The sequence below is a fragment of the Dactylosporangium sp. McL0621 genome (assembly GCF_049995355.1).
In the GTDB taxonomy this organism is placed as follows: domain Bacteria; phylum Actinomycetota; class Actinomycetes; order Mycobacteriales; family Micromonosporaceae; genus Dactylosporangium.
In genome coordinates this window covers 8,169,824-8,187,509 of record NZ_CP188259.1, presented here as the reverse complement: position 1 = coordinate 8,187,509, position 17,686 = coordinate 8,169,824, and the positions used below count along the sequence as shown (strand labels likewise).

Here is a 17,686-nt window from a genome sequence, read left to right as displayed (position 1 = left end):
CGTTGCTACCGTATCGACGGCGTCGTTGACGGTGATCCGAGGCCAGCGTGACGCGTTGTGGACGTGGCCTTCCTCCAGCCGACACCGCGTTGGCAACGAGCGTTCGTCAAGTCGGCCGTACGCGTCCGTTGAGCGCCTTCGCGGGCGCTGGCCGCCGCTGGCCACCTGGCCACGAATCTTGGGCTCTTCGCCCGACTACCGGTCCGCCAGTACGACTCACTTAGAGGTCCTAACAGAATGATCGAGGGTTGAGTCGTCGGTAGCAGATGATGGCGCAGGCGAGAGTCATGAAGGCTTCGTGGATGTCGTCGCGGATCTCCCAGCGCACGCGGAGCCGGCGGAACCAGTGCAGCAGCGCGATCGTGCGTTCGACGACCCAGCGGTGCACGCCGAGGCCGGAGCCGTGCGCGGCGCCGCGGCGGGCGATGTGCGGAGTGATGCCTTTGGCGCGGACCCGCTGGCGGTAGACGTCGAAGTTATAGGCCCGGTCGGCGTAGAGCAGCTTCGGCCGGCGTCGGGGCCGGCCGACCTTGCCGCGTACCGGTGGTACGGCGTCGACCAGCGGGATCAGCTGGGTGACGTCGTGGCGGTTGCCGCCGGTGAGGGTGATCGCCAGTGGGGCGCCCGCGCCGTCGGTGATGACGTGGTGTTTCGAGCCGGTCCGGGCGCGGTCGACCGGGCTCGGACCGGTTTTGGGCCGCCCTTCATGGCCCGCACATGGCTGCCGTCGATCACCGCCTTGGACCAGTCGAGCTGATCCGCGGCGTGCAACTCGGCCAGCAGGATCTCGTGCAACTGCTGCCACACACCGGCTGCATGCCACTCGGCGAGCCGCCGCCAGCACGTCATCCCCGAGCCGAACCCGAGCTCCTGCGGCAGGAACTCCCACGGGATCGCGGTGTACAACACGAACAAGATCCCGCACAGCACCTGCCGATCCGGCAACCGTTTGCGACCCGGATAGCGGAAGTTCCGCTGCTGCACCGGCAGGAGCGGTTCGATCCGTTCCCACAACTCGTCCGGCACCATCCATGGCAGCCGCTCGCCCCTACGCACGAAACGCCACTCTAGATCATCGATCTACCCACCAGGACCGGCATCGATCATTCTGTTAGAAGCTCTTAGGTGGACCGCCGCCAGCAACGCGACGTCGGAAGCCGGTCCGCAGATGATGCGGAACGTCCTTGTCTGTACCAGACACGTTGATCCCCTCTGGCGCCGCATCTGCGGCTACCTAGAGGGGGTGGAACGCTGCATTCAATGGCGTACGGGGGTCTGCAATCACGACTCGCAGGATAGACCACGCCAACAGGTACGGCGGAACGCCAAGATCACGCGCACGGTATTCGGGCGCTACCGGACGCCGGAGACCGGCGCTGCCGTCACGTTGGGTGCCGAGCGCATCGCGGCATTAGCGGATAGCCTGCCCAGTTATGTTTTGATCTCTCCCTGCCACGTTCGGAGCGTCAGCATTTGGCCATCGAAGTCCAGCCTGAGGCCGATCACTTCGTTGACCTCGTTGCGAATCCGTTCCAGGCGAGCGAGGGGTCTCGTGATGACCGATGCGAACGGCGGTTCAGCCGAGGCATCCCGCGACAACCATCGCCCACCGTCGTAGTCGTAGTCATAGGGGTCGAGCCATCAGTCGTCGCCGGGGTAGGTCTCCGTCAGCGTGAGGGTCCAGTCGCTCCCGCCGTCGAGCAGGAGCCCGTGGCCGTCATCGAACACAAGCTGCACCGGCCCGACGTTGAGTTCGTCGGGTTCGTCCGGCCGATGCCAGGCTAGCCGCACGACTTTCACGAGCCTGCGACCGATCAGCGCGTCCATCTGCGACCCTTCCCGCTTGATAGGCACGTTACAACTGAGGCTGTTCGCGCTCATCGGCAGATGCGGGCGTCCAATCCGGGCCTGCGGCAGCCAAGCGAGTACCGCCGCGCCGCAGTCGGGTCACTCGACGAGGCTCTGAGCCGGCATCCCAGTTCCTTCGCCCTCCGGGCGAAGCTCGACCCAACCGAGCCCCTGCTCCACCAGTGCGACTGCCAACCGCGAAACCACGCCTGTGGCAGCACCATCGTCGACCGCCAGTTCGACATCGAGGTTCCAACCCCCGATGCCGACCCCGGCCCCGGTCACTTCACCGTCCGCGCCAAGCACCGCCGTGAGAAGGTCCTCGACGTCGTCGCGGTCAACGTCGTCGGGGAGCGACCGTCTGCCGATTACCTCGATGAACACCGATCGATCATAGTCGGTGCCGTCCTACCCGCCGGCCCGTTAAGCGCCGGTCCAGGGCAAGCCGATCGCGGCTACGTTCACAGCCTGGCGCTGGGCTCTGTTGTAGGTTGGCCGCGTGAACGTGAAGGTGATCGAGGGCAGGCTAACCGAGACGCAAGTCGGAATAGGTATAGAGCGGCGCGCCCTCGGTGAATTCGTCGGGCCGCACGGTGAGCTCGCGTCGTACGGGTTCGGCTGGACGACCGGGTCCGAGCACCACGTCGCACGGCTCACGGTAGGGATCGGGGCCGGGAACCCCGGCGGCGCCAGCTTCCACGCGATTGTCTTCAACAACGATGACAGCTACGCCTGCTCGCTCGTCGACGAACCGTTCGAGCGCGTACCCGAGGGGGGCCCCGATCTGACCGCAATCCAGGCCCGCGCACACGAGGACCTGCCGTTCATCTGGTGGGTGGTGGATCGCGTCATGGAGCGCGACCGCCGCGCGCGGTGGATGAAGCACTGGCTGCTGGGTACGACCAGCATGCAGACCGGTGAGGTCTTCGCACGGACAGAGCCGATCTTGTATGTCAGCCACGACTCCGACGACGGAGTCTGGCAACTTATCGGCCCGAGCGACGCCGACCCCGCAACGGGCAAGCTCAGTCACCTTCACCACGCCGTGGAGCACGACCTCACGTTGCTCGACGTGCTCGACCTCGAGCCCGGCGAGAGCGCCTACCGGGCCGGGCCGGACGAGCCCTGGACCAAGGAACCGTCGTTCCAATCGTCCGCCGGCGAGAACGATCCGCGATGATGTCCGACCGGGGACTATCGGCGTGCATGGCCTACCAAGTGTGACAGCCACACAGCCAGCCAAGCCCGACCGGCGGCATGAGCGGAAACGCGATCAAGGGCCCTGAACGGCAGCTTCACGTTACTTCGCAGCCTAAGGCCGCTCGAGGATGGCGGCATAAGCGCCGCTCGTGACCGCCGGAACCATCGGGGCTGTTGGCTTTACACGTTTGCGGGAGTGGCAGCTGATGCGGCGATTTCCGATCGTATTTGCTGAGGTCGTGCCATACCCGGTGAGTGCGATGGTCGAGGAGGGGCATCACGCGGTCTCGCGGCGCTCAACGCAGGCACGATCGATGGGCCAGGCCAAGCATATCGATCTCTAGCATTGTATGGCGGCGACGGCAGCGGCCGGGGTCTGCTGCGCGGTCTCTTCTCCGGTCGGCGGATGGCTCGGACGGATCACCAGGACAGTGTCGGAGGGGTACACCTCGGGCCTGAGGTTTCCGGTTGCGGTGAGGATCTGCAGCTTGGCGCGGGCGTCGTCCGCAGAGCTCGCCGAGACGCCCGCATGCAGCACGTCTTGCGTCGCGGGCGTGAAGAAGTCGACCTTGCAGCGAGTGCGGGCCGGTTCCCAGTGCGGCCGCCATCCGGCGACGCCATCGTGCAGACCCCTGAAGGCGGCAGCGAATCCGTCGTCGCTCAACCCGACGTAGTACTGTGCTCGGGCATAAATGTCTCCACCTGCGACCATCGCGCCGACCAGGGCGACGGTCACCACGGCGACAATCGCCGTCCGCCGGTTGCGCCACCGGGCCCCCCGATCGCCGGCACCGCCTTCGGCCATAGCGTGCCCAGTCGCCTGCAGCGCAGGCCGCAGTTGCGTGGGCGGCGCAGCGACGACGCCGGTCTCGGGCGCTCTCAAGACGGGCGCAGCCATTGCGGCCGCGGCCTCCGCGGGCGGCGTCGACCCCGACCGCGCTGGGACGGCCGCCTCCGGTGCGGAATGGGTCGCTGATGGCCGGAAGGGCGGATCGGGTGCGAGCGGGCTGACGTGCGGCGTGATCGAGGTCCGCGTGGCGGCGCGCAAACTGCCCTCGGCCACGACGAGTGATCTCGAAGCCGACGCCGGGCCGCGACGCACGACCGTCGCGTCGAAGGTGCCGGCGCCGAAGTCGTAGACCACCAGCGCCGCATCCGGAGTACTGGATCAGCGCCGGCACCTTCGAGTCCGGCCAGGTGCTGGACGTCGAGCAGATCACCAATGAGGCGAACCTGCCGTTCGACAACAAGGTCGACCTGACCGCCGTCCTCAGCGCGACCAACGTCTGGACGGTCAGCTGAGGACCGGCGAGGCCGCGGCCGGGTTGCCGTTCACCGATGCCTTTGCCATGGCCGCCGTGCACCACGCCGACAACCCCTGGAACGTCACGAGGCCCGGGGCCGCCGGCCGGCGAGGCCGAGGAGGGTGACGTCACCGCCGTCCTGCGCTCCACCGTCCGCCGAGCCGGCCTCGACGCCGTGCGCGCCACTGGCCCGGCACCGATGGCGGCTTCGCCGTCGTGTGCCACCTGGCGGGGATCCGCGACGACCGCTGACGGTTCCCGCTCAGGATCCTCTCCGCCGAGGCCCACGGAGTCACCCGCCGGAGCCTACGGTGACCGCATGGGTGAGGTGGTCCCTTTCACGGTGAGCGTCGGCGACGGCGCGCTCGACGAACTGCGGCAGCGGCTGGCGCGCGCCCGGTGGCCGGAGCCTGCCACGGTGGCGGACTGGAGCCAGGGCGTACCGTTGGACTGGCTGCGGGAGCTGTGCGGCTATTGGCGGAGCGGCTACGACTGGCGGCGCCTGGAGCACCGGCTCAACGCGCTGCCGCAGTTCACCACCGAGGTCGATGGTCTCGACGTCCACTTCCTGCAGGTGCGCTCGCCCGAGCCCGATGCGGTACCGCTGATCATGACGCACGGCTGGCCGGGCTCGGTGGTGGAGTTCCTGGAGGTCGTCGAGCCGTTGGCCGACCCGGTCGCGCACGGCGGCGAGGCGCGGGACGCCTTCCACGTGGTGTGCCCGTCGCTGCCCGGCTTCGGGTTCAGCGCCAAGCCCGCCGAGCCGGGCTGGGGACCGCCGCGGATCGCCGGGGCGTGGGCGGCGCTGATGACCCGGCTCGGGTACGACCGGTTCGGCGCACAGGGCGGCGACTGGGGCGCGATGGTGACCACGACCCTCGCGGCGCAGCACCCCGAGCGCCTGGTGGGCATCCACCTCAACATGCTGCCGGTGGGCGGCCGCGAGCGGCTCGCCACCGGGGACGGCGACGACCTGACCGCCTTCGAGCGGCAGAGCCTGGCCGCCTCGGCCGATCACAGGGAATGGGGCAGCGGCTACTCCCTCGAACAGGCGACCCGACCGCAGAGCATCGGCTACGGGCTGGTCGACTCGCCGGTGGGCCAGTGCGCCTGGATCGCCGAGAAGTACTGGGCCTGGACCGACCACGGCGGCGACCCGTTCGACGCGCTCAGCCGCGACCAGATGCTCGACAACGTCAGCGTCTCCTGGCACACCGCAACGGCCGCCTCATCGGCCCGCATCTACTGGGAGGACGGCTTCGCCCGGCCGTCGGGCCGCGTACGGCGACCCGAGCAACTCGCCGTGCCCGTCGGCTTCTCGGCCTTCCCGCGCGAGATCTTCCGGCCGTCGCGGCGCTGGTGCGAGCGGTACTGCCCGGATCTCCGCTTCTACGAACAGCCCACCCGCGGCGGCCACTTCGCCGCGTTCGAACAGCCGGACCTGTTCGTCGACCAGGTGCGGCGCGCCTTCCGGACGATGCGCTGACCGGTTCACCGCAGCTTCACCGCAGCACGGCACCGGCCCCGATCGGCGTCGCGACGGCGTCGACCGAGACGGCGAGGTGCCGGGGACCGCGCAGGGTCGGACTGGGCCGGTACGGCGGCGGATCGGCCACCGTGCGGGGGGGTGCACCAGCCGGCGGGCCAACGCGGACAGCGCGATCTGCGCCTCGATCCGGGCCAGCGTGGCGCCGAAAACTCGCCCAGCGCCGCCCTGACCTGGGCCGTCCGGGTCAGACGCCGCCGGAGACGGTGATGTCGGCGCCGGTCACGTACGATGCCGACGGGGAAACCAGCCAGGACACGGTGTCGGCGATCTCGCTGGGCTGGCCCGCCCGGCCGAGCGGGCTGCTCGCCCCAATCTGCTGGGCGCCGCCGGTCGCCGCCGCCATGGCAGTGTCGATGACACCCGGCGAGACGCTGTTGACCCGAATCCCCTCCGGGGCGACCTCGTTGGACAGGCCCCGGGTGAACGTCACCACCGCGGCCTTGGTCGCCTCGTAGGGCACGAAGCCCGGGATGCCGGGGATCGCCCGGGCGGCGACCGAGGCGATGTTGACGATGGTGCCGCCGGCGCCGCCGTGGGCGGTCGACATCGCGCGCACGGCGTGCTGGGCGCACAGCATGGGCCCCACCACGTTGATGCGCATCAGCCGGTCCAGCCGCTCGGCGTCCTGCTCGTCGAGCCGTGCCTGGTCGCCGGTGGTCCCGGCGTTGTTGACGAGCGAGGTCAGCGGCCCCATCTCCTGCTGCGCCTTGGCGAACAGCGCGGCTACGTCGTCCGGCGCCGCCACGTCCGCGCGCACGGCGACGGCCCGGCCGCCTCCACCGCGGATGGCGGAGACCACCGAGTTGGCACCGGCCGAGTCCGTGGCGTAGTTGACCACGACGCCGTACCCGTCGTCGGCCAGTCTCTGGGCGATCGCCGCACCGATGCCCCGGCTCGCGCCGGTGACGATTGCGGCACCCTTGTTCTGCTCAGTCGTCGTCATCGGGTGCAACTACCCACCGGGTGCGGCTCGAACCCAGTGGGTAGTCGAACCGCGCCGGTCAGGAGCTCCAGATCTGGAACTCCGACACCTGGGCGGCCGGCCAGCCGGTGCTCGCGGTGACCGTGATCCGCCAGTACCGCTGCGAGGTGGCGGGGAATGTGATGGTGACGGTGTTGTTGGCCGACGGCGAGAATCTTCCTCGACCTGCCGCCGTGGACGTGTCTGCTCGGCGTCCTGCAACGCCGGCTGCGCTACCGCGAAGGCCAGCACCCCAACGGCGTTTTCGACCGGATCTCGTGGCAGTTCCTGCGGTACGTGGCGAGCTACCGGCGGCGCACCCGGCCGAGAGTCCACGGGTGCATCGCCGAGCACGGCAGTCACGCCACCCTGATCGAGCTCACCAGCCGGCGACAGGCCCGCGACCTCCTTGCCAACCTCGGCGCCCAGGTTGCCCGGCCCGGTGGGCAGGCCGCTGATGCTTGACCGATACGCGACCGATCCTGCTGCGCGGGCGGCGACCTGGATCGTGCTCGACTTCGTTATCTGCGCTGTCTCGCGGCTCAGTGAACCGAATCCAGGCGTGGCACTGACGGAGTTCGGTGGCACCACCAGGACGCAACTGGCCTCACCGGCGTCGAGCGTTCCCCGATGCGCCATCACTCTCAGTGATTGCATTGCATTTGTTCTCCCACCCGCGAGCGTTGTCTGCGGCTACATGAGAGTGCAGCCGATCAAGCCTTCCCGGCGTCGCAGCTGACCTCGTCAGTGGCACGTTCGGGACACCCGCCTCGGTGCTGCGTGTCAATCCTCTGTCTCCTCTACGCGCAGCGCGTCGTTGTGCAGGTACGCCGTCCAGCTGTGGGACTTGTCGAGCCAGGTCGGTTTCGCGTCCTCAGCTGCGGCCAGCCATGCGCAGGCGCGGTGAAGGCCGTTTCCGTTGGTGAGCGCAGTCCTGGCCTCGGCGCGGGCTTCGCTGGGAACGGCGTAGAGCGTGAGGACGCAACGTGGACGGTTGGGCGTTCCACGTGCCAGGCCGTATGTACTGCCTATCTCCGAGTATCGAACGGCTCGCAACAACACGGTGTCGGCCCGATTGTCGCCGTTCAGGTGGAAGTCCAGTGCGAGGAGGTGCACGCCGGCCGCCCGCAGTGACGCTTCCACGATCGACCGCCCGACCGGATAGGACAAGCCGGACCGGAGCACGTGGCGGTGGTAGCTCTCCCATGGTTCGTCCGGCACCTACACGACTGTACGGGCGTCTTCATCGCCGTCCCGCTCGCTGTCGATCGCTGAGCACAACGTCTTGGCGAACGATCTCAGCCGACATCAGCCATCATGGTCGCGCACCTTCCACGCTGCATCGCACGCACTCAATTCGGCAGTTCAGCGCGCCGACCGAAGCGGACGTCGTCACACGGCGTAACAGACGTGGTCGAGGTCGCGCACCCTCGGCGGCAGATACGGATACCGGGATCGGCGTCGGGGGGCATGGTCGGCGCGATCGCCGGGGCCTGACCCGATGAGGATCGCGTGGGTCGGCGGCCCGGATAGCGATGGACAGATCCGCCGGTCGGCCCCGACCATGGATCGGTGAGATAGATTGGGCCGTCCGGTGATCATTGCCAGGCTGGCGGCCGAAACGCGTCGATCTGGCATCCGCGCTCACCGCGACCGTCGTGGGCGAGCTCATCAGCGAAACTGTTCGCTGTAGCGAATCGCCGGTTGCCGTTCCGGGCATGATTTGTCGGCTGCGCGGCGGGTAGAAACTCCGGCATGCGAATTGGCAATGTTGAGGTGCGCCCACTGGGCGGATCGCTGGGCTGCCTGGTGATGATCGTCGGCTCGCTCCTGCTGTCCGTCGTCTGTACCGTCCTCGTCAATCTGCTGCTGCGCTGAGCGGTCGATCTGCTGATGCGCCAAACGCACGTGCCGGCTCGTCCGTACCATGACCGAACCGGTTGCCGCCGAGACCGCAACCTGCGTCTGACCGGCCAGGATGACCTATGCAGCTACCAGACGGCCACATCGGCATCCGCACATCGGCAGGGCCGTCATGTCATGTAACGCCCGGATCGCGGCAGAAGCGGATGCCGCCGGCGGTCGGACGGGTTGGTGCCGGTCGGGTTTTGAGACACTCACGTGATGAGTGCTGAATGCCCTTCCTGTGGTCGCCCCCTCGATGAGCACAACCGGCATGTGCGCTTCACGTTGCCGGACCCGGTGCTCGACACACCTGAGCAGGAGCGGACACCCGGCACGTGGATGAGCCATGCCAGCGCTCGCGAGTCAGTCATGATGCAGGTTCCTGGTGTCGGGGCCTTCGTCCGCGCGCTGCTTCCGGTCAGGCTGACCGACGGACACGCCATCACGTTCGGTGTCTGGCTTGCGGTCGACCCCGCGCACCTCCAAGCCGTCTTTGCTACCTGGTGGGAGCCTGCATATCGGGACCTTCGGATGGCGGGATGGCTCGCGAACGCCGTCCCACCGTGGGGCCTGCTCAGCACTCCCGTCCAGACCGTGGTCCGCGACCCGGATGAAACACCGTACTGTGAGAGCTCCAGCGACCCGCAGCTCGACCGTGTGCTGCACGAGGAGTGGCCGCACGACCTCGTGCTCCCTGCGGCCGACCGGCAGGCCTGACGTAGGAGCGTGATGGGGAGTCGACGGCGAACCCTCCTCGCTGCGAAGGCACGGGCCGTGCGGTGCGCGCACCTGCAGGAAACGGCGAGGCGTGGCGGTTGTATCGGGGCGACGAGCTTGCCGGCGAGATCTGTGACATGGGCGTGGACATGTTCTGGTTGGGTGGTCGATTCGTTCCAGTGGGGCCATTCGAGTTGGAACTTCGCGGGTTGTTCGTCGACGCGTCCGAGGGTCTGGCCGCTGGGGATTTCGAGCGGAGCGCAGACGCGAGCCGCCAGATTCTGGAGTCGTTGTGGTTGGCTGATCCGCGGGGTGTCGTGGTGTCCTGGTTCAACATTGTGATCGAGGGCGACCGGGCGCGGTTCCGACTGCAGTAGCCCGCGCGGGAACGCGCAGTCGGCCTTCGGCAACGCGCGCGCTCATCGGCATGTCAGTGAGCTGGGCGATCCTCAAGTCATGACGTTGCGTAGCAAGCACATCGCGGCAGAAGTGCTCACCCGATCAAGTGCGGGACGCGACGATCCACAGGTCAGCGGAAGGGGCTGAGGACTTCGTTGGCGAGCCATTGGACATCGTGTTCGTCGTCGAGCAATGCGGCGAGCACGATGTGTCGGACGCCGGCGTCGATCATTCGTTTGATGGTGCTCTGGGCCTTGAGGGCGGCGTCCGGCTCGGCGGGACGGACAATGAGTTGCATGGACCGGGTGATGGAGGCCGGGTCACGGCCGATCGCCCGGCAGTGCTGCACCAGCGCGGCGTTGCGCTCGGCGAAGGCGTCGTCGGGGCCGCCGGGATAGTTCCAGAGGTCGGCATGTTCGGCGACGATCCGCAGCATGCGGTCACCGGATCCGCCGATCATGATCGGCGGCCGTGGCCGCTGCACGGGCCGTGGCGCACAGACCGCCCCGCGTAGCGTCAAGGACGGACCGTCGTAGTCGAAGGGCTGCCCGGTGGTCCACATACGCGTGATCACATCGAGCGCTTCCGCGAGGTCTCGGACGGCCTGGCCGTGCGAGACCAGCGGAAATCCGTATGCCGCGAACTCCCTGACGGCCGGATTTGGACCGGCCACTCGGCTTCCGCCGGCACCGATACCGAAGTCGAGCCGACCACCGGCGATCACATCCACCGTGGCGGCCATCTTCGCCAGCAGCGTCGGCGATCGCAGGCGGTTGCTCGTAACGATCACGCCCAGCCGCAGGCGGGTGGTCTGCGCAGCTAGGGCCGCTAGCCTCGCTCTTTCGTTATCAGTCGATCATGGCGACTGGGAGCGGCTTTTTGATCTTTGCTCGGGTTGGTGGGCCGCGCGGGCGTGCCGAGGTTCCGGCGCGTTGGCCGGTTTCCTCCGTGCGATGTCGACGTGATCGGGTGCGGGTGTCAGCCGGTCGGGCGTGGTAGCTCGTTGAGTCGGGTGAACGCGGTGGTGAGATCTGTTGCCCAGGGCCAGGTTTCGGCGATTCGGAGCCGGGTTTGGCGGGCGGTGTGGGTGATTCTGGCGGCGACGTGCAGGAGTCGGTAGCGCAGGTTCTTCGGTTCGGCGGTCGCGAGGGCCCCGTTGAGGAGGAGCATCTGGGTCCAGGCGAGTAGGTCGATGCCGGTCAGGGCGAGTTGCAGCCAGGCTTGGTTGATCGCGAAGACGCGGGACGGGAACCGGCCGAAGCCAGTGTCCTTGCCGGTGCGGATGCGGTCTTCGACGCGGGCGTGGCCGCGGTGGCGCGCCTCGAGGTACTGCACTGACCCGTTGCCGGGTGGTGTGTCGGTGGCGAACACCTGATGGCGGAGGCCTTCGACGGTATCGAACAGGGAGAGTTGCGCGCCGGGGTGCGGTTCCTCGCGGCGGACGATGAACCGGGTGCCCGGCGGGTAGCCGTCGTCGGGGACGAGGCCGGTCAGTTCGCAGATGTCGGCGCCGTCGCGGGGTTCACCGTCGCCGTCGAGGGCCGGCACCCATTGCAGGTGCTGTTTGGCGGTGAGGATCGCCTGGCGGATCGGTTCGGTGATCGCGACGCCGACGGAGAAGCGGGCGTCGACGCCGGTGGCGCGCAGACCGCGGATGTGGGCGAGGAGCCCTTGAGTGCAGCCGGCGGAGTCCGATCGGATCAGGATCGGGGTGCCGTGCCGGTGGTGGTCGGGGATCTGGGTGAGGGCGTCGTCGAGGACGGTGATGTGATCGGCGGTCGTGTTCGACCCGGCCCGACCCTCGCGCAACAGTCCGGACAGCGCTTCGCGGGTGTTGTCAAGGAAGCAGAACAGCGGGTGGTAGCCGAAATTCTTCTTCCAGGTCGGGGTCGCTGCTTCCTTCTCCGAATGGCAGATCACGATGGAGGCGTCCAGGTCGAGGATCAGACCCGGGACGGGTAGGCCGGCGGCGGTGGTCTGCGGAAGGCCGCCGTGTGTGTCGATCCGTTGCGCCCACGCGATTTCGCGGGCCTGTGCTCGTGCGGTGGCGAACCGGAGCAGTACGTCACTGTCCATGCTGGACAGTAGTCGCCACGCGGTCGGATCGGACGCGACCGGCCCGAACAACGCCGCCTGATCCCGCAGCACGGCCAGGTCCGAGATCGCTTCCCCGCCGTCGGCGAGCGTCACCGCCAGATCGACCGCGATCCGGCCCGGGTCGTGGCCGCCACGACGCTGCCGCAACCCGGCGAGCGCATCACTGCACGCGCCGGTCAGACCGGTCACATCGGCGATGTCGGTGAGCAGGCGCGCACCGGCATGACCGACGACGCCACGACCGTCGGCACTCACCACAATTCTCGGACGCGTTCCGGTACGCTTCACCATGCAGGTGCCCTCCGGGCGGATGGATAAGGACCCTCGACAAGTCCTATCTTCCCAGCTCAGATGGCACCTGTTCTCTATCGACCCAGCATGTGGGCAGCCCTAAACGAATGACCCGGGCTAGTAGCGTCCAGGCCTCCAACGCGTCGGCGTCGACGTCTCCGCGTAGGGGAACCAGATGGTCCCAGAGCCAGGCGTGTTCGAAGACGTCGATCTGGTCAGCTTCGCGCCAGATGCGCTGAGCCTGCTCGTACGTCAGGCCCATCTGGCTGGTCTTGATCCCGTAGCTCACGTGCATCCGTCATTCCCACCAATCATCAGCAATCCTGACGATCAGCCTAGGCATAAACTTGCGATGTGCCAACATCGCGAGTCGCCGAACGCCTGGGATACCTGCTGAAACACGCTCAGCTGCGGCACGCCGAGCTGAACGCCGCGGCGATGCGCCCCCTCGGCATCACCGGTCGACAATGCGCAGTGCTCATCGCTGTGGAGGACCACGAACCGCAATCCCAGCAGGATGTGGCCCGCCGCCTCGACGTGGACCGCACCACGATGGTGACGTTGATCGACGAACTTGAGAACAAAGCGTTGGTCAGCCGCATCCCCGCGCCCGACGACCGCCGCAAGAACGTCGTCGTTCTCACCGCACGCGGCCGCGAGACGCTGACGGCGGCGCTGGCCGCAACAGCGGAGGCGGAGAACGACTTCCTGGCGGCTTTGTCCAAGGCCGACGCCAAAACGTTCCGGCGCCTGCTTGCCACCGTGGTTGGCGTCTGATCGCCAGTTCTAACGCGGTTCATCAACCCTCGACTGAACGTCCGCTCATCGGCATGTGTGCTCACCCGATCATGGCCGGTCGGGGCATCGCAGACGTCTCGTGGATAGTCTCGTCCGCGGCCATGCCGGATGGGTGGTCGCGATTCGACGCGGACCGGTCGTGGGATCGCGATGTGTTCCTAGCGTGATCGGACGTAGCGCAACCGTCGAGCACAACCCGCACCAAACCAGCACGGACGTCCAGAGCCCGCGAGGCTGACCGTGCCTATGGACGAGGAGATCGCGTGGACCTGCGGATACGCGTCGCACCGTTCGAGTACGAAGCCCTTGCGAAACGACACGATTTCGTGAGAGGATGTATAAGTGGGAGTCCGCCCGAAGCATCTGACTACGGATCAGATGCTTCGGTGGCGGATTGCGCTGCGCGCGGTAACTAGCGCCGCTCTCCATCTGCGTCTTAATTTACGACGTAAACCGCCAGCCATGAATTGCTCGGCTCTGTAACAAGTCAATGCGATACCGCCTTGACGGGACAAGCTGGGACCCAAGCGCGAGATGGTTGCCGCTGGATGAATTTGGACGCGGCCAGCCGATCACCCACGGAGCACCCAGGAGATTGGGAGTGCATATGCAAACGAGGACTTGAACCAACAACCCGCAGATCAAGAGTTTGAAGTCTGCCAAGCGGCTCGGCTTCCCGCGCGCTCGGACCATCGGGAGGACTGTTTTGCCTGGCCCGGCCGTTGAGGGACGGCGATGTGATGGGGGATCACGGGCACGTCGCCGGCCGGCGATGTGGATGCGTTCCCTGTCGACGGGTGGTGGACACCGCTCTCGCGCACTCGTTCGATACCTGAGTGCCCCGGCGTAGATGTTGACGAAGCTCCCCACCGCGAGCGCAGCGAGCCGGGGAAACCATTACCGGCGAAGGCGTTCGCAGGTGTGCAGGGCCTGGGCCAGCAGGCGCTCGACCGTGGCCAGGTCGCCCGTCTCCAGTACGTCCGGCAGCCGGGCCAGGCGCCGGCGCAGGTCCGCCACCTCGGCCGACGGGGACGGCGGGCGGGTCACGCCGCCGCGGATGCGTGCCACGGCGCCGCGGTCCGCGAGGTGGGCCAGGTCGCGGTGGACGGTCGAGGGCGAGGCGCCCGTCGCGGCCTGGATCTCGGTGATCGTGGCGTACTCGCGTTCGGCCACGAGGTCGAGGATCGCCCGGTGGCGCTGGGCCGCCAGATCCTGGATCACGGTGTACCTCCATGCAGAAGCACCATCACCGCCCGTGGTGCCAGCACGCGGCCGGGACCGGCGAGCGCGGACACGTCGAGCGGGCGGTCGGTGCGGTTGAAGAGGAAGCGGTGCGGGCCGCGCACGGCGAGCTCGACGTGGCCGCGCAGGGCCGCGGGCAGTTCGCTCGTCACGCCGGCCCGGGACGCCAGGGTCGCCAGCAGCGGGGTCAGGCCGGCGGGGCCGAGGCGGGTGGAGACGTACGCGGCCGAGCCGGGGCCGGGCGCGCGGCGGGTCACGGCCGGGCGGCCGGCCTGCTCGCCGGTCTTGTACCGCACGAGCACCTCCGTCGCCGGGTCCACGATGTCGATGCGGTCGGTCCACAGCGCCCCGGTCGAGCCGTCGTCGAGCTCGGCGGTCTCGTCGTCCAGCAGCGGGCCGAACTCCTCGATGCGGATGCCGAGCAGGTCCCGCAGCGCGCCCGGGTACCCGCCCAGCCACACGTGCTCGTGCTCGTCGACGATGCCGGAGAAGTACGTGGTGACGAGGTGGCCGCCGGCGCCCACGTAGGCGTCCAGCCGGTCGGCCAGCGGCCGCGGCACGACGTACAGGATCGGGGCGACGACGAGCTCGTAGCGCTCCCAGGCGCCGGACGCGGGCACCACGTCGGCGCGGATGCCCAGCTCCAGGAAGGCCGAGTACCAGTCCAGGGCCTCCCGGCGGTAGCGCAGCCGGTCGCTCGGGTGCGAGTCCTGCTCGCTGGCCCACCACGAGTCCCAGTCGAACAGGATCGCGGCGCGGGCCGGCTCCCGGGGCGTCCCGGCGACCGGCGCCAGCTCGCGCAGGGTGGTGCCGAGCTCGGTGACGGCCCGGAACACGGCGCTGTCCTCCCCGGCGTGCGGGACCATCGCCGAGTGGTACTTCTCGGCGCCGCCCGCCGACTGGCGCCACTGGAAGAAGCAGACGGCGTCGGCGCCGTGGGCCACGTGCGTCAGCGAGTCCCGGGCCAGCTCGCCGGGGGCCTTCGCCTTGTTCACCGGCTGCCAGTTGACCGCGCTGGTCGAGTGCTCCATGAGGTACCACGGAAGCCCGCCGGCGATGTTGCCGACCAGGTTCGCGGAGAAGGAGAGCTCGTCGCGGGCCTGCGGCCCGGGGATCACGTAGTGGTCGTTGGCGACGAAGTCGAGCTCGCCGGCCCACGCGGCGTAGTCGACCGGGCCGGTGTCGCCCATGACGAGGAAGTTCGTCGTCACCGGCACGTCCGGGGTGGCGGCCCGCAGCACCTCGCGCTCGGCCCGCAGGTAGTCGCGCAGCGCGTCGGAGGAGAAGCGCTTGAAGTCCAGCTGCTGGGTCGGGTTCGGGTAGGAGGAGGGGGCGGACAGCCGCGGCGGGAGGATCTGCTCCCAGTCGCTGTAGCGCTGCGACCAGAACGTGGTCGCCCACGCGCGGTTCAGCTCGTCGACGGTGCCGTACCGCCGCCGCAGCCACTCCTGGAACGCCCGCGCGGCGTCGTCGGAGTAGTCGTAGGCGTTGTGGCAGCCGAGCTCGTTGTTGATGTGCCAGGCGGCCAGCGCCGGGTGCTCGCCGTAGCGCTCGGCGAGCGCGGTCACCAGGGCCAGGGCGTGGGCGCGGAACACCGGCGACGTCGGCCGCCAGTGCTGCCGCGCGCCCGGCCACCGGGTGTGCCCCTCCCGGTCGACGGGCAGGATCTCGGGGTGCGCGGCGGTCAGCCACGGCGGCGGGGACGCCGTCGCCGTGGCCAGGTCCACCGCGATCTCGTTGCCGTGCAGCAGGTCCATGACCTCGTCGAGCCACGCGAAGTCCCAGACGCCTTCCCGGGGCTGGATGCGGGCCCACGAGAAGATGGCCAGGGACACGATGTTGACCCCGGCGGTCTTCATCGCCCGCACGTCGTCGCGCCAGACCTCGCGCGGCCACTGCTCGGGGTTGTAGTCGGCGCCGAACGCGAGGCGCGGCCGGTCGGGCTCCGACGGCCAGCGCAGCCATCGGTGACGGGGGTGGTGCGGCACGGCGACGGAACTCCTTACTTGACGGTGAAGCCCTGCTCCTGGCCGTACTTCACGGACGCGTCCTGCCAGGCCTTGAGGCCGTCCTGCAGGGTGGTGCCGCTGATGTAGGCCTTGCCGGCGGTGTCGTTGAAGACGCTGTTGGCGTACACCTGGAACGGCAGGTACGACCAGCCGCTCGCGACCTGTCCGGCGGCGTCGGCGAGCACCTGGTTGACCTTCTGGCCGCCGAAGTACGGGAACTCCTTGTCCCGGAACGCCGCCGCGCTCAGCTGCGCGGTGGTGGCCGGGAAGGCGCCGTTGTCGGCCCGGCTCTGCGCACCGGCGTCGACGGTGGCGTACTTCATAAAGGCGTAGGCCAGGTTCTTGTTCCCGCCGAGCTTCGGCATCGCCAGCGAGCTGCCGCCGTTCTCGGCCACGACCTTGCCGCCGGCCTCCCACTGCGGCATCGGCGCGACCCGCCACTTGCCGTTGGCGTCCTTCACCCCGGACTCGAGGTTCGCCGGCATCCACGCGCCGATGACGAGCGTGGCGAGGGTGCCGTCGCCGAGGCCCTTGTACCAGCCGTCGCTCCAGCCGTTGACCGGGGCGAGGAGCTTGCCGTCGATGAGCTTCTGCCACATGGTGGTGAACTTCTTGGTGCCGGCGTCGGTGAAGTCGACGCCGACGCTGGTGCCGTCCACCTTGTACGGCCGCCCGCCCGCCTGCCAGATCATGCTGGTGGTGAATCCGGCGTCGCCGGTGTCGCTGGTGATGTACACCTTCGGGTCCGCGCTGTGCAGCTTCTGGGCCGCCTCGTAGTACTGGTCCCAGGTGGTGGGCACGGCGACGCCGTGCTTGTCGAAGACGTCCTTGTTGTAGAACAGCGCCATCGGGCCGGAGTCCATCGGCAGTCCGTACAGGGTGCCGCCCGAGTGCACCGCGCCCCACGGGCCGGGGGTGAAGGTGCCGTCGAGCTTGGCCGAGCCGTAGCCGCCGAGGTCGTCGAGCTGCTTGCCCAGCGCGAACTGCGGCAGCGCGTAGTACTCGACCTGGGCCAGGTCGGGCACGCCGCTGCCGGCCTTCATCGCGTTCTGCAGCGCGGTGTACTGCTTGTCGCCGGTGCCGGCGTTGGTGAGCGTGACCTTCACCTTGGGGTACTTGGTCTGGAAGTCGGCGACGACCTGCTTGAGGGTCGGCTCCCAGGCCCAGACGGTGATGCTGCCGCCGGCGTCGAGCGCGGCCTGGATGTCGGCGTCGGAGGCGCCGGCGGGCTTGGCCCCGCCGTCACCGCCGTCGTCGTCCGAGCCGCAGCCGGCGACGAGGAGGGCGGCGGCGGAGGCGGCGCCGAAGAGCAGTGAGCGGCGACTGATGGCAGTCATCCTGGGTTCCCTTTCTGGGGCGGGGTGTC

General features: G+C 68.6%; 17 protein-coding genes and 1 pseudogene. 6 read left to right on the top strand and 12 right to left on the bottom strand.

Features of this window, described 5'->3' with window-relative positions:
* Window positions 1-229: 229 nt before the first annotated feature.
* From ACPPVO_RS38700 to ACPPVO_RS38690, 3 genes are all read right to left on the bottom strand, one after another.
* Window positions 230-1,029 (bottom strand): IS5 family transposase gene (locus ACPPVO_RS38700; protein WP_426514778.1). Its coding sequence is split into 2 segments (ribosomal slippage): window positions 230-696 and window positions 696-1,029, totalling 801 coding nucleotides; the frame shifts between segments, so codons are not numbered across the junction.
* Window positions 1,030-1,641: 612 nt separating this feature from the next.
* Window positions 1,642-1,827 carry a hypothetical protein gene (locus tag ACPPVO_RS38695; RefSeq protein WP_426503523.1) on the bottom strand — a complete coding sequence of 62 codons (186 nt, stop codon included), beginning with the start codon at window positions 1,825-1,827 and terminating at the stop codon, window positions 1,642-1,644.
* Window positions 1,828-1,947: 120 nt separating this feature from the next.
* On the bottom strand, window positions 1,948-2,232 hold the full coding sequence (locus tag ACPPVO_RS38690) for a hypothetical protein (RefSeq protein WP_426503522.1): 285 nt from the start codon (window positions 2,230-2,232) through the stop codon (window positions 1,948-1,950).
* Window positions 2,233-2,347: 115 nt separating this feature from the next.
* Here ACPPVO_RS38690 and ACPPVO_RS38685 point away from each other — a divergent pair, with 115 nt between their 5' ends.
* On the top strand, window positions 2,348-3,028 hold the full coding sequence (locus ACPPVO_RS38685) for a hypothetical protein (RefSeq protein WP_426503521.1): 681 nt from the start codon (window positions 2,348-2,350) through the stop codon (window positions 3,026-3,028).
* 360 nt (window positions 3,029-3,388) lie between these two features.
* On the opposite strand, the gene ACPPVO_RS38680 is transcribed toward ACPPVO_RS38685, so the two are convergent.
* Entirely contained in the window at window positions 3,389-4,192 is an 804-nt protein-coding gene (locus tag ACPPVO_RS38680) for a hypothetical protein (RefSeq protein WP_426503520.1), read from the bottom strand.
* A gap of 479 nt (window positions 4,193-4,671) precedes the next feature.
* Here ACPPVO_RS38680 and ACPPVO_RS38675 point away from each other — a divergent pair, with 479 nt between their 5' ends.
* Complete coding sequence (locus tag ACPPVO_RS38675; protein ID WP_426503519.1) at window positions 4,672-5,838, top strand: epoxide hydrolase family protein; 1,167 nt, start codon at window positions 4,672-4,674, stop codon at window positions 5,836-5,838.
* Between the two features lie 247 nt (window positions 5,839-6,085).
* Here ACPPVO_RS38675 and ACPPVO_RS38670 read toward each other — a convergent pair whose 3' ends face one another.
* Both ACPPVO_RS38670 and ACPPVO_RS38665 read right to left on the bottom strand, forming a co-directional pair.
* Complete coding sequence (locus ACPPVO_RS38670) at window positions 6,086-6,844, bottom strand: SDR family NAD(P)-dependent oxidoreductase (RefSeq protein ID WP_426503518.1); 759 nt, start codon at window positions 6,842-6,844, stop codon at window positions 6,086-6,088.
* An 801-nt stretch (window positions 6,845-7,645) separates the two neighbouring features.
* Window positions 7,646-8,083, bottom strand: coding sequence for a hypothetical protein (locus ACPPVO_RS38665; RefSeq protein WP_426503517.1), 438 nt, complete (start codon window positions 8,081-8,083; stop codon window positions 7,646-7,648).
* A 534-nt stretch (window positions 8,084-8,617) separates the two neighbouring features.
* Here ACPPVO_RS38665 and ACPPVO_RS38660 point away from each other — a divergent pair.
* The 3 genes from ACPPVO_RS38660 to ACPPVO_RS38650 all read left to right on the top strand — a co-directional run bounded on the left by ACPPVO_RS38660 (window position 8,618) and on the right by ACPPVO_RS38650 (window position 9,861).
* A complete protein-coding gene (locus tag ACPPVO_RS38660) occupies window positions 8,618-8,740 on the top strand; it encodes a hypothetical protein (protein WP_426503516.1) in 123 nt (40 codons plus the stop codon).
* A gap of 300 nt (window positions 8,741-9,040) precedes the next feature.
* Entirely contained in the window at window positions 9,041-9,484 is a 444-nt protein-coding gene (locus ACPPVO_RS38655) for a DUF2199 domain-containing protein (RefSeq protein ID WP_426502832.1), read from the top strand.
* Window positions 9,485-9,546: 62 nt separating this feature from the next.
* Window positions 9,547-9,861 (top strand): hypothetical protein, encoded by a 315-nt coding sequence (locus tag ACPPVO_RS38650; RefSeq protein WP_426503515.1) that lies wholly within the window; start codon window positions 9,547-9,549, stop codon window positions 9,859-9,861.
* 152 nt (window positions 9,862-10,013) lie between these two features.
* On the opposite strand, the pseudogene ACPPVO_RS38645 reads toward ACPPVO_RS38650, so the two are convergent.
* The 3 genes and pseudogenes from ACPPVO_RS38645 to ACPPVO_RS38635 form a co-directional block, all read right to left on the bottom strand.
* Window positions 10,014-10,703: pseudogene (locus ACPPVO_RS38645) on the bottom strand (LLM class flavin-dependent oxidoreductase); the annotation flags it as partial.
* Between the two features lie 158 nt (window positions 10,704-10,861).
* Entirely contained in the window at window positions 10,862-12,271 is a 1,410-nt protein-coding gene (locus tag ACPPVO_RS38640) for an IS1380 family transposase (RefSeq protein ID WP_426502814.1), read from the bottom strand.
* A gap of 43 nt (window positions 12,272-12,314) precedes the next feature.
* The gene (locus tag ACPPVO_RS38635; RefSeq protein WP_426503514.1) at window positions 12,315-12,560 is read right to left on the bottom strand and encodes a hypothetical protein; all 246 of its coding nucleotides are present in this window, start codon (window positions 12,558-12,560) and stop codon (window positions 12,315-12,317) included.
* Between the two features lie 65 nt (window positions 12,561-12,625).
* On the opposite strand from ACPPVO_RS38635, the gene ACPPVO_RS38630 reads away from it, so the two are divergent.
* Window positions 12,626-13,048, top strand: a complete 423-nt coding sequence (locus tag ACPPVO_RS38630) for a MarR family winged helix-turn-helix transcriptional regulator (protein ID WP_426503513.1) — start codon at window positions 12,626-12,628, stop codon at window positions 13,046-13,048.
* A gap of 918 nt (window positions 13,049-13,966) precedes the next feature.
* On the opposite strand, the gene ACPPVO_RS38625 is transcribed toward ACPPVO_RS38630, so the two are convergent.
* Genes ACPPVO_RS38625 through ACPPVO_RS38615 form a run of 3 tightly spaced genes read right to left on the bottom strand, consistent with a single transcriptional unit; the run spans window position 13,967 to window position 17,657 of the window.
* Window positions 13,967-14,290, bottom strand: coding sequence for a DeoR family transcriptional regulator (locus ACPPVO_RS38625; protein WP_360372906.1), 324 nt, complete (start codon window positions 14,288-14,290; stop codon window positions 13,967-13,969).
* Window positions 14,287-16,299: a beta-galactosidase gene (locus tag ACPPVO_RS38620; RefSeq protein WP_426503512.1), complete on the bottom strand. Its 2,013-nt coding sequence runs from the start codon at window positions 16,297-16,299 to the stop codon at window positions 14,287-14,289. The genes ACPPVO_RS38625 and ACPPVO_RS38620 overlap by 4 nt, the downstream gene beginning before the upstream one ends.
* A gap of 14 nt (window positions 16,300-16,313) precedes the next feature.
* Window positions 16,314-17,657: an ABC transporter substrate-binding protein gene (locus tag ACPPVO_RS38615; RefSeq protein WP_426503511.1), complete on the bottom strand. Its 1,344-nt coding sequence runs from the start codon at window positions 17,655-17,657 to the stop codon at window positions 16,314-16,316.
* Window positions 17,658-17,686: the final 29 nt, after the last annotated feature.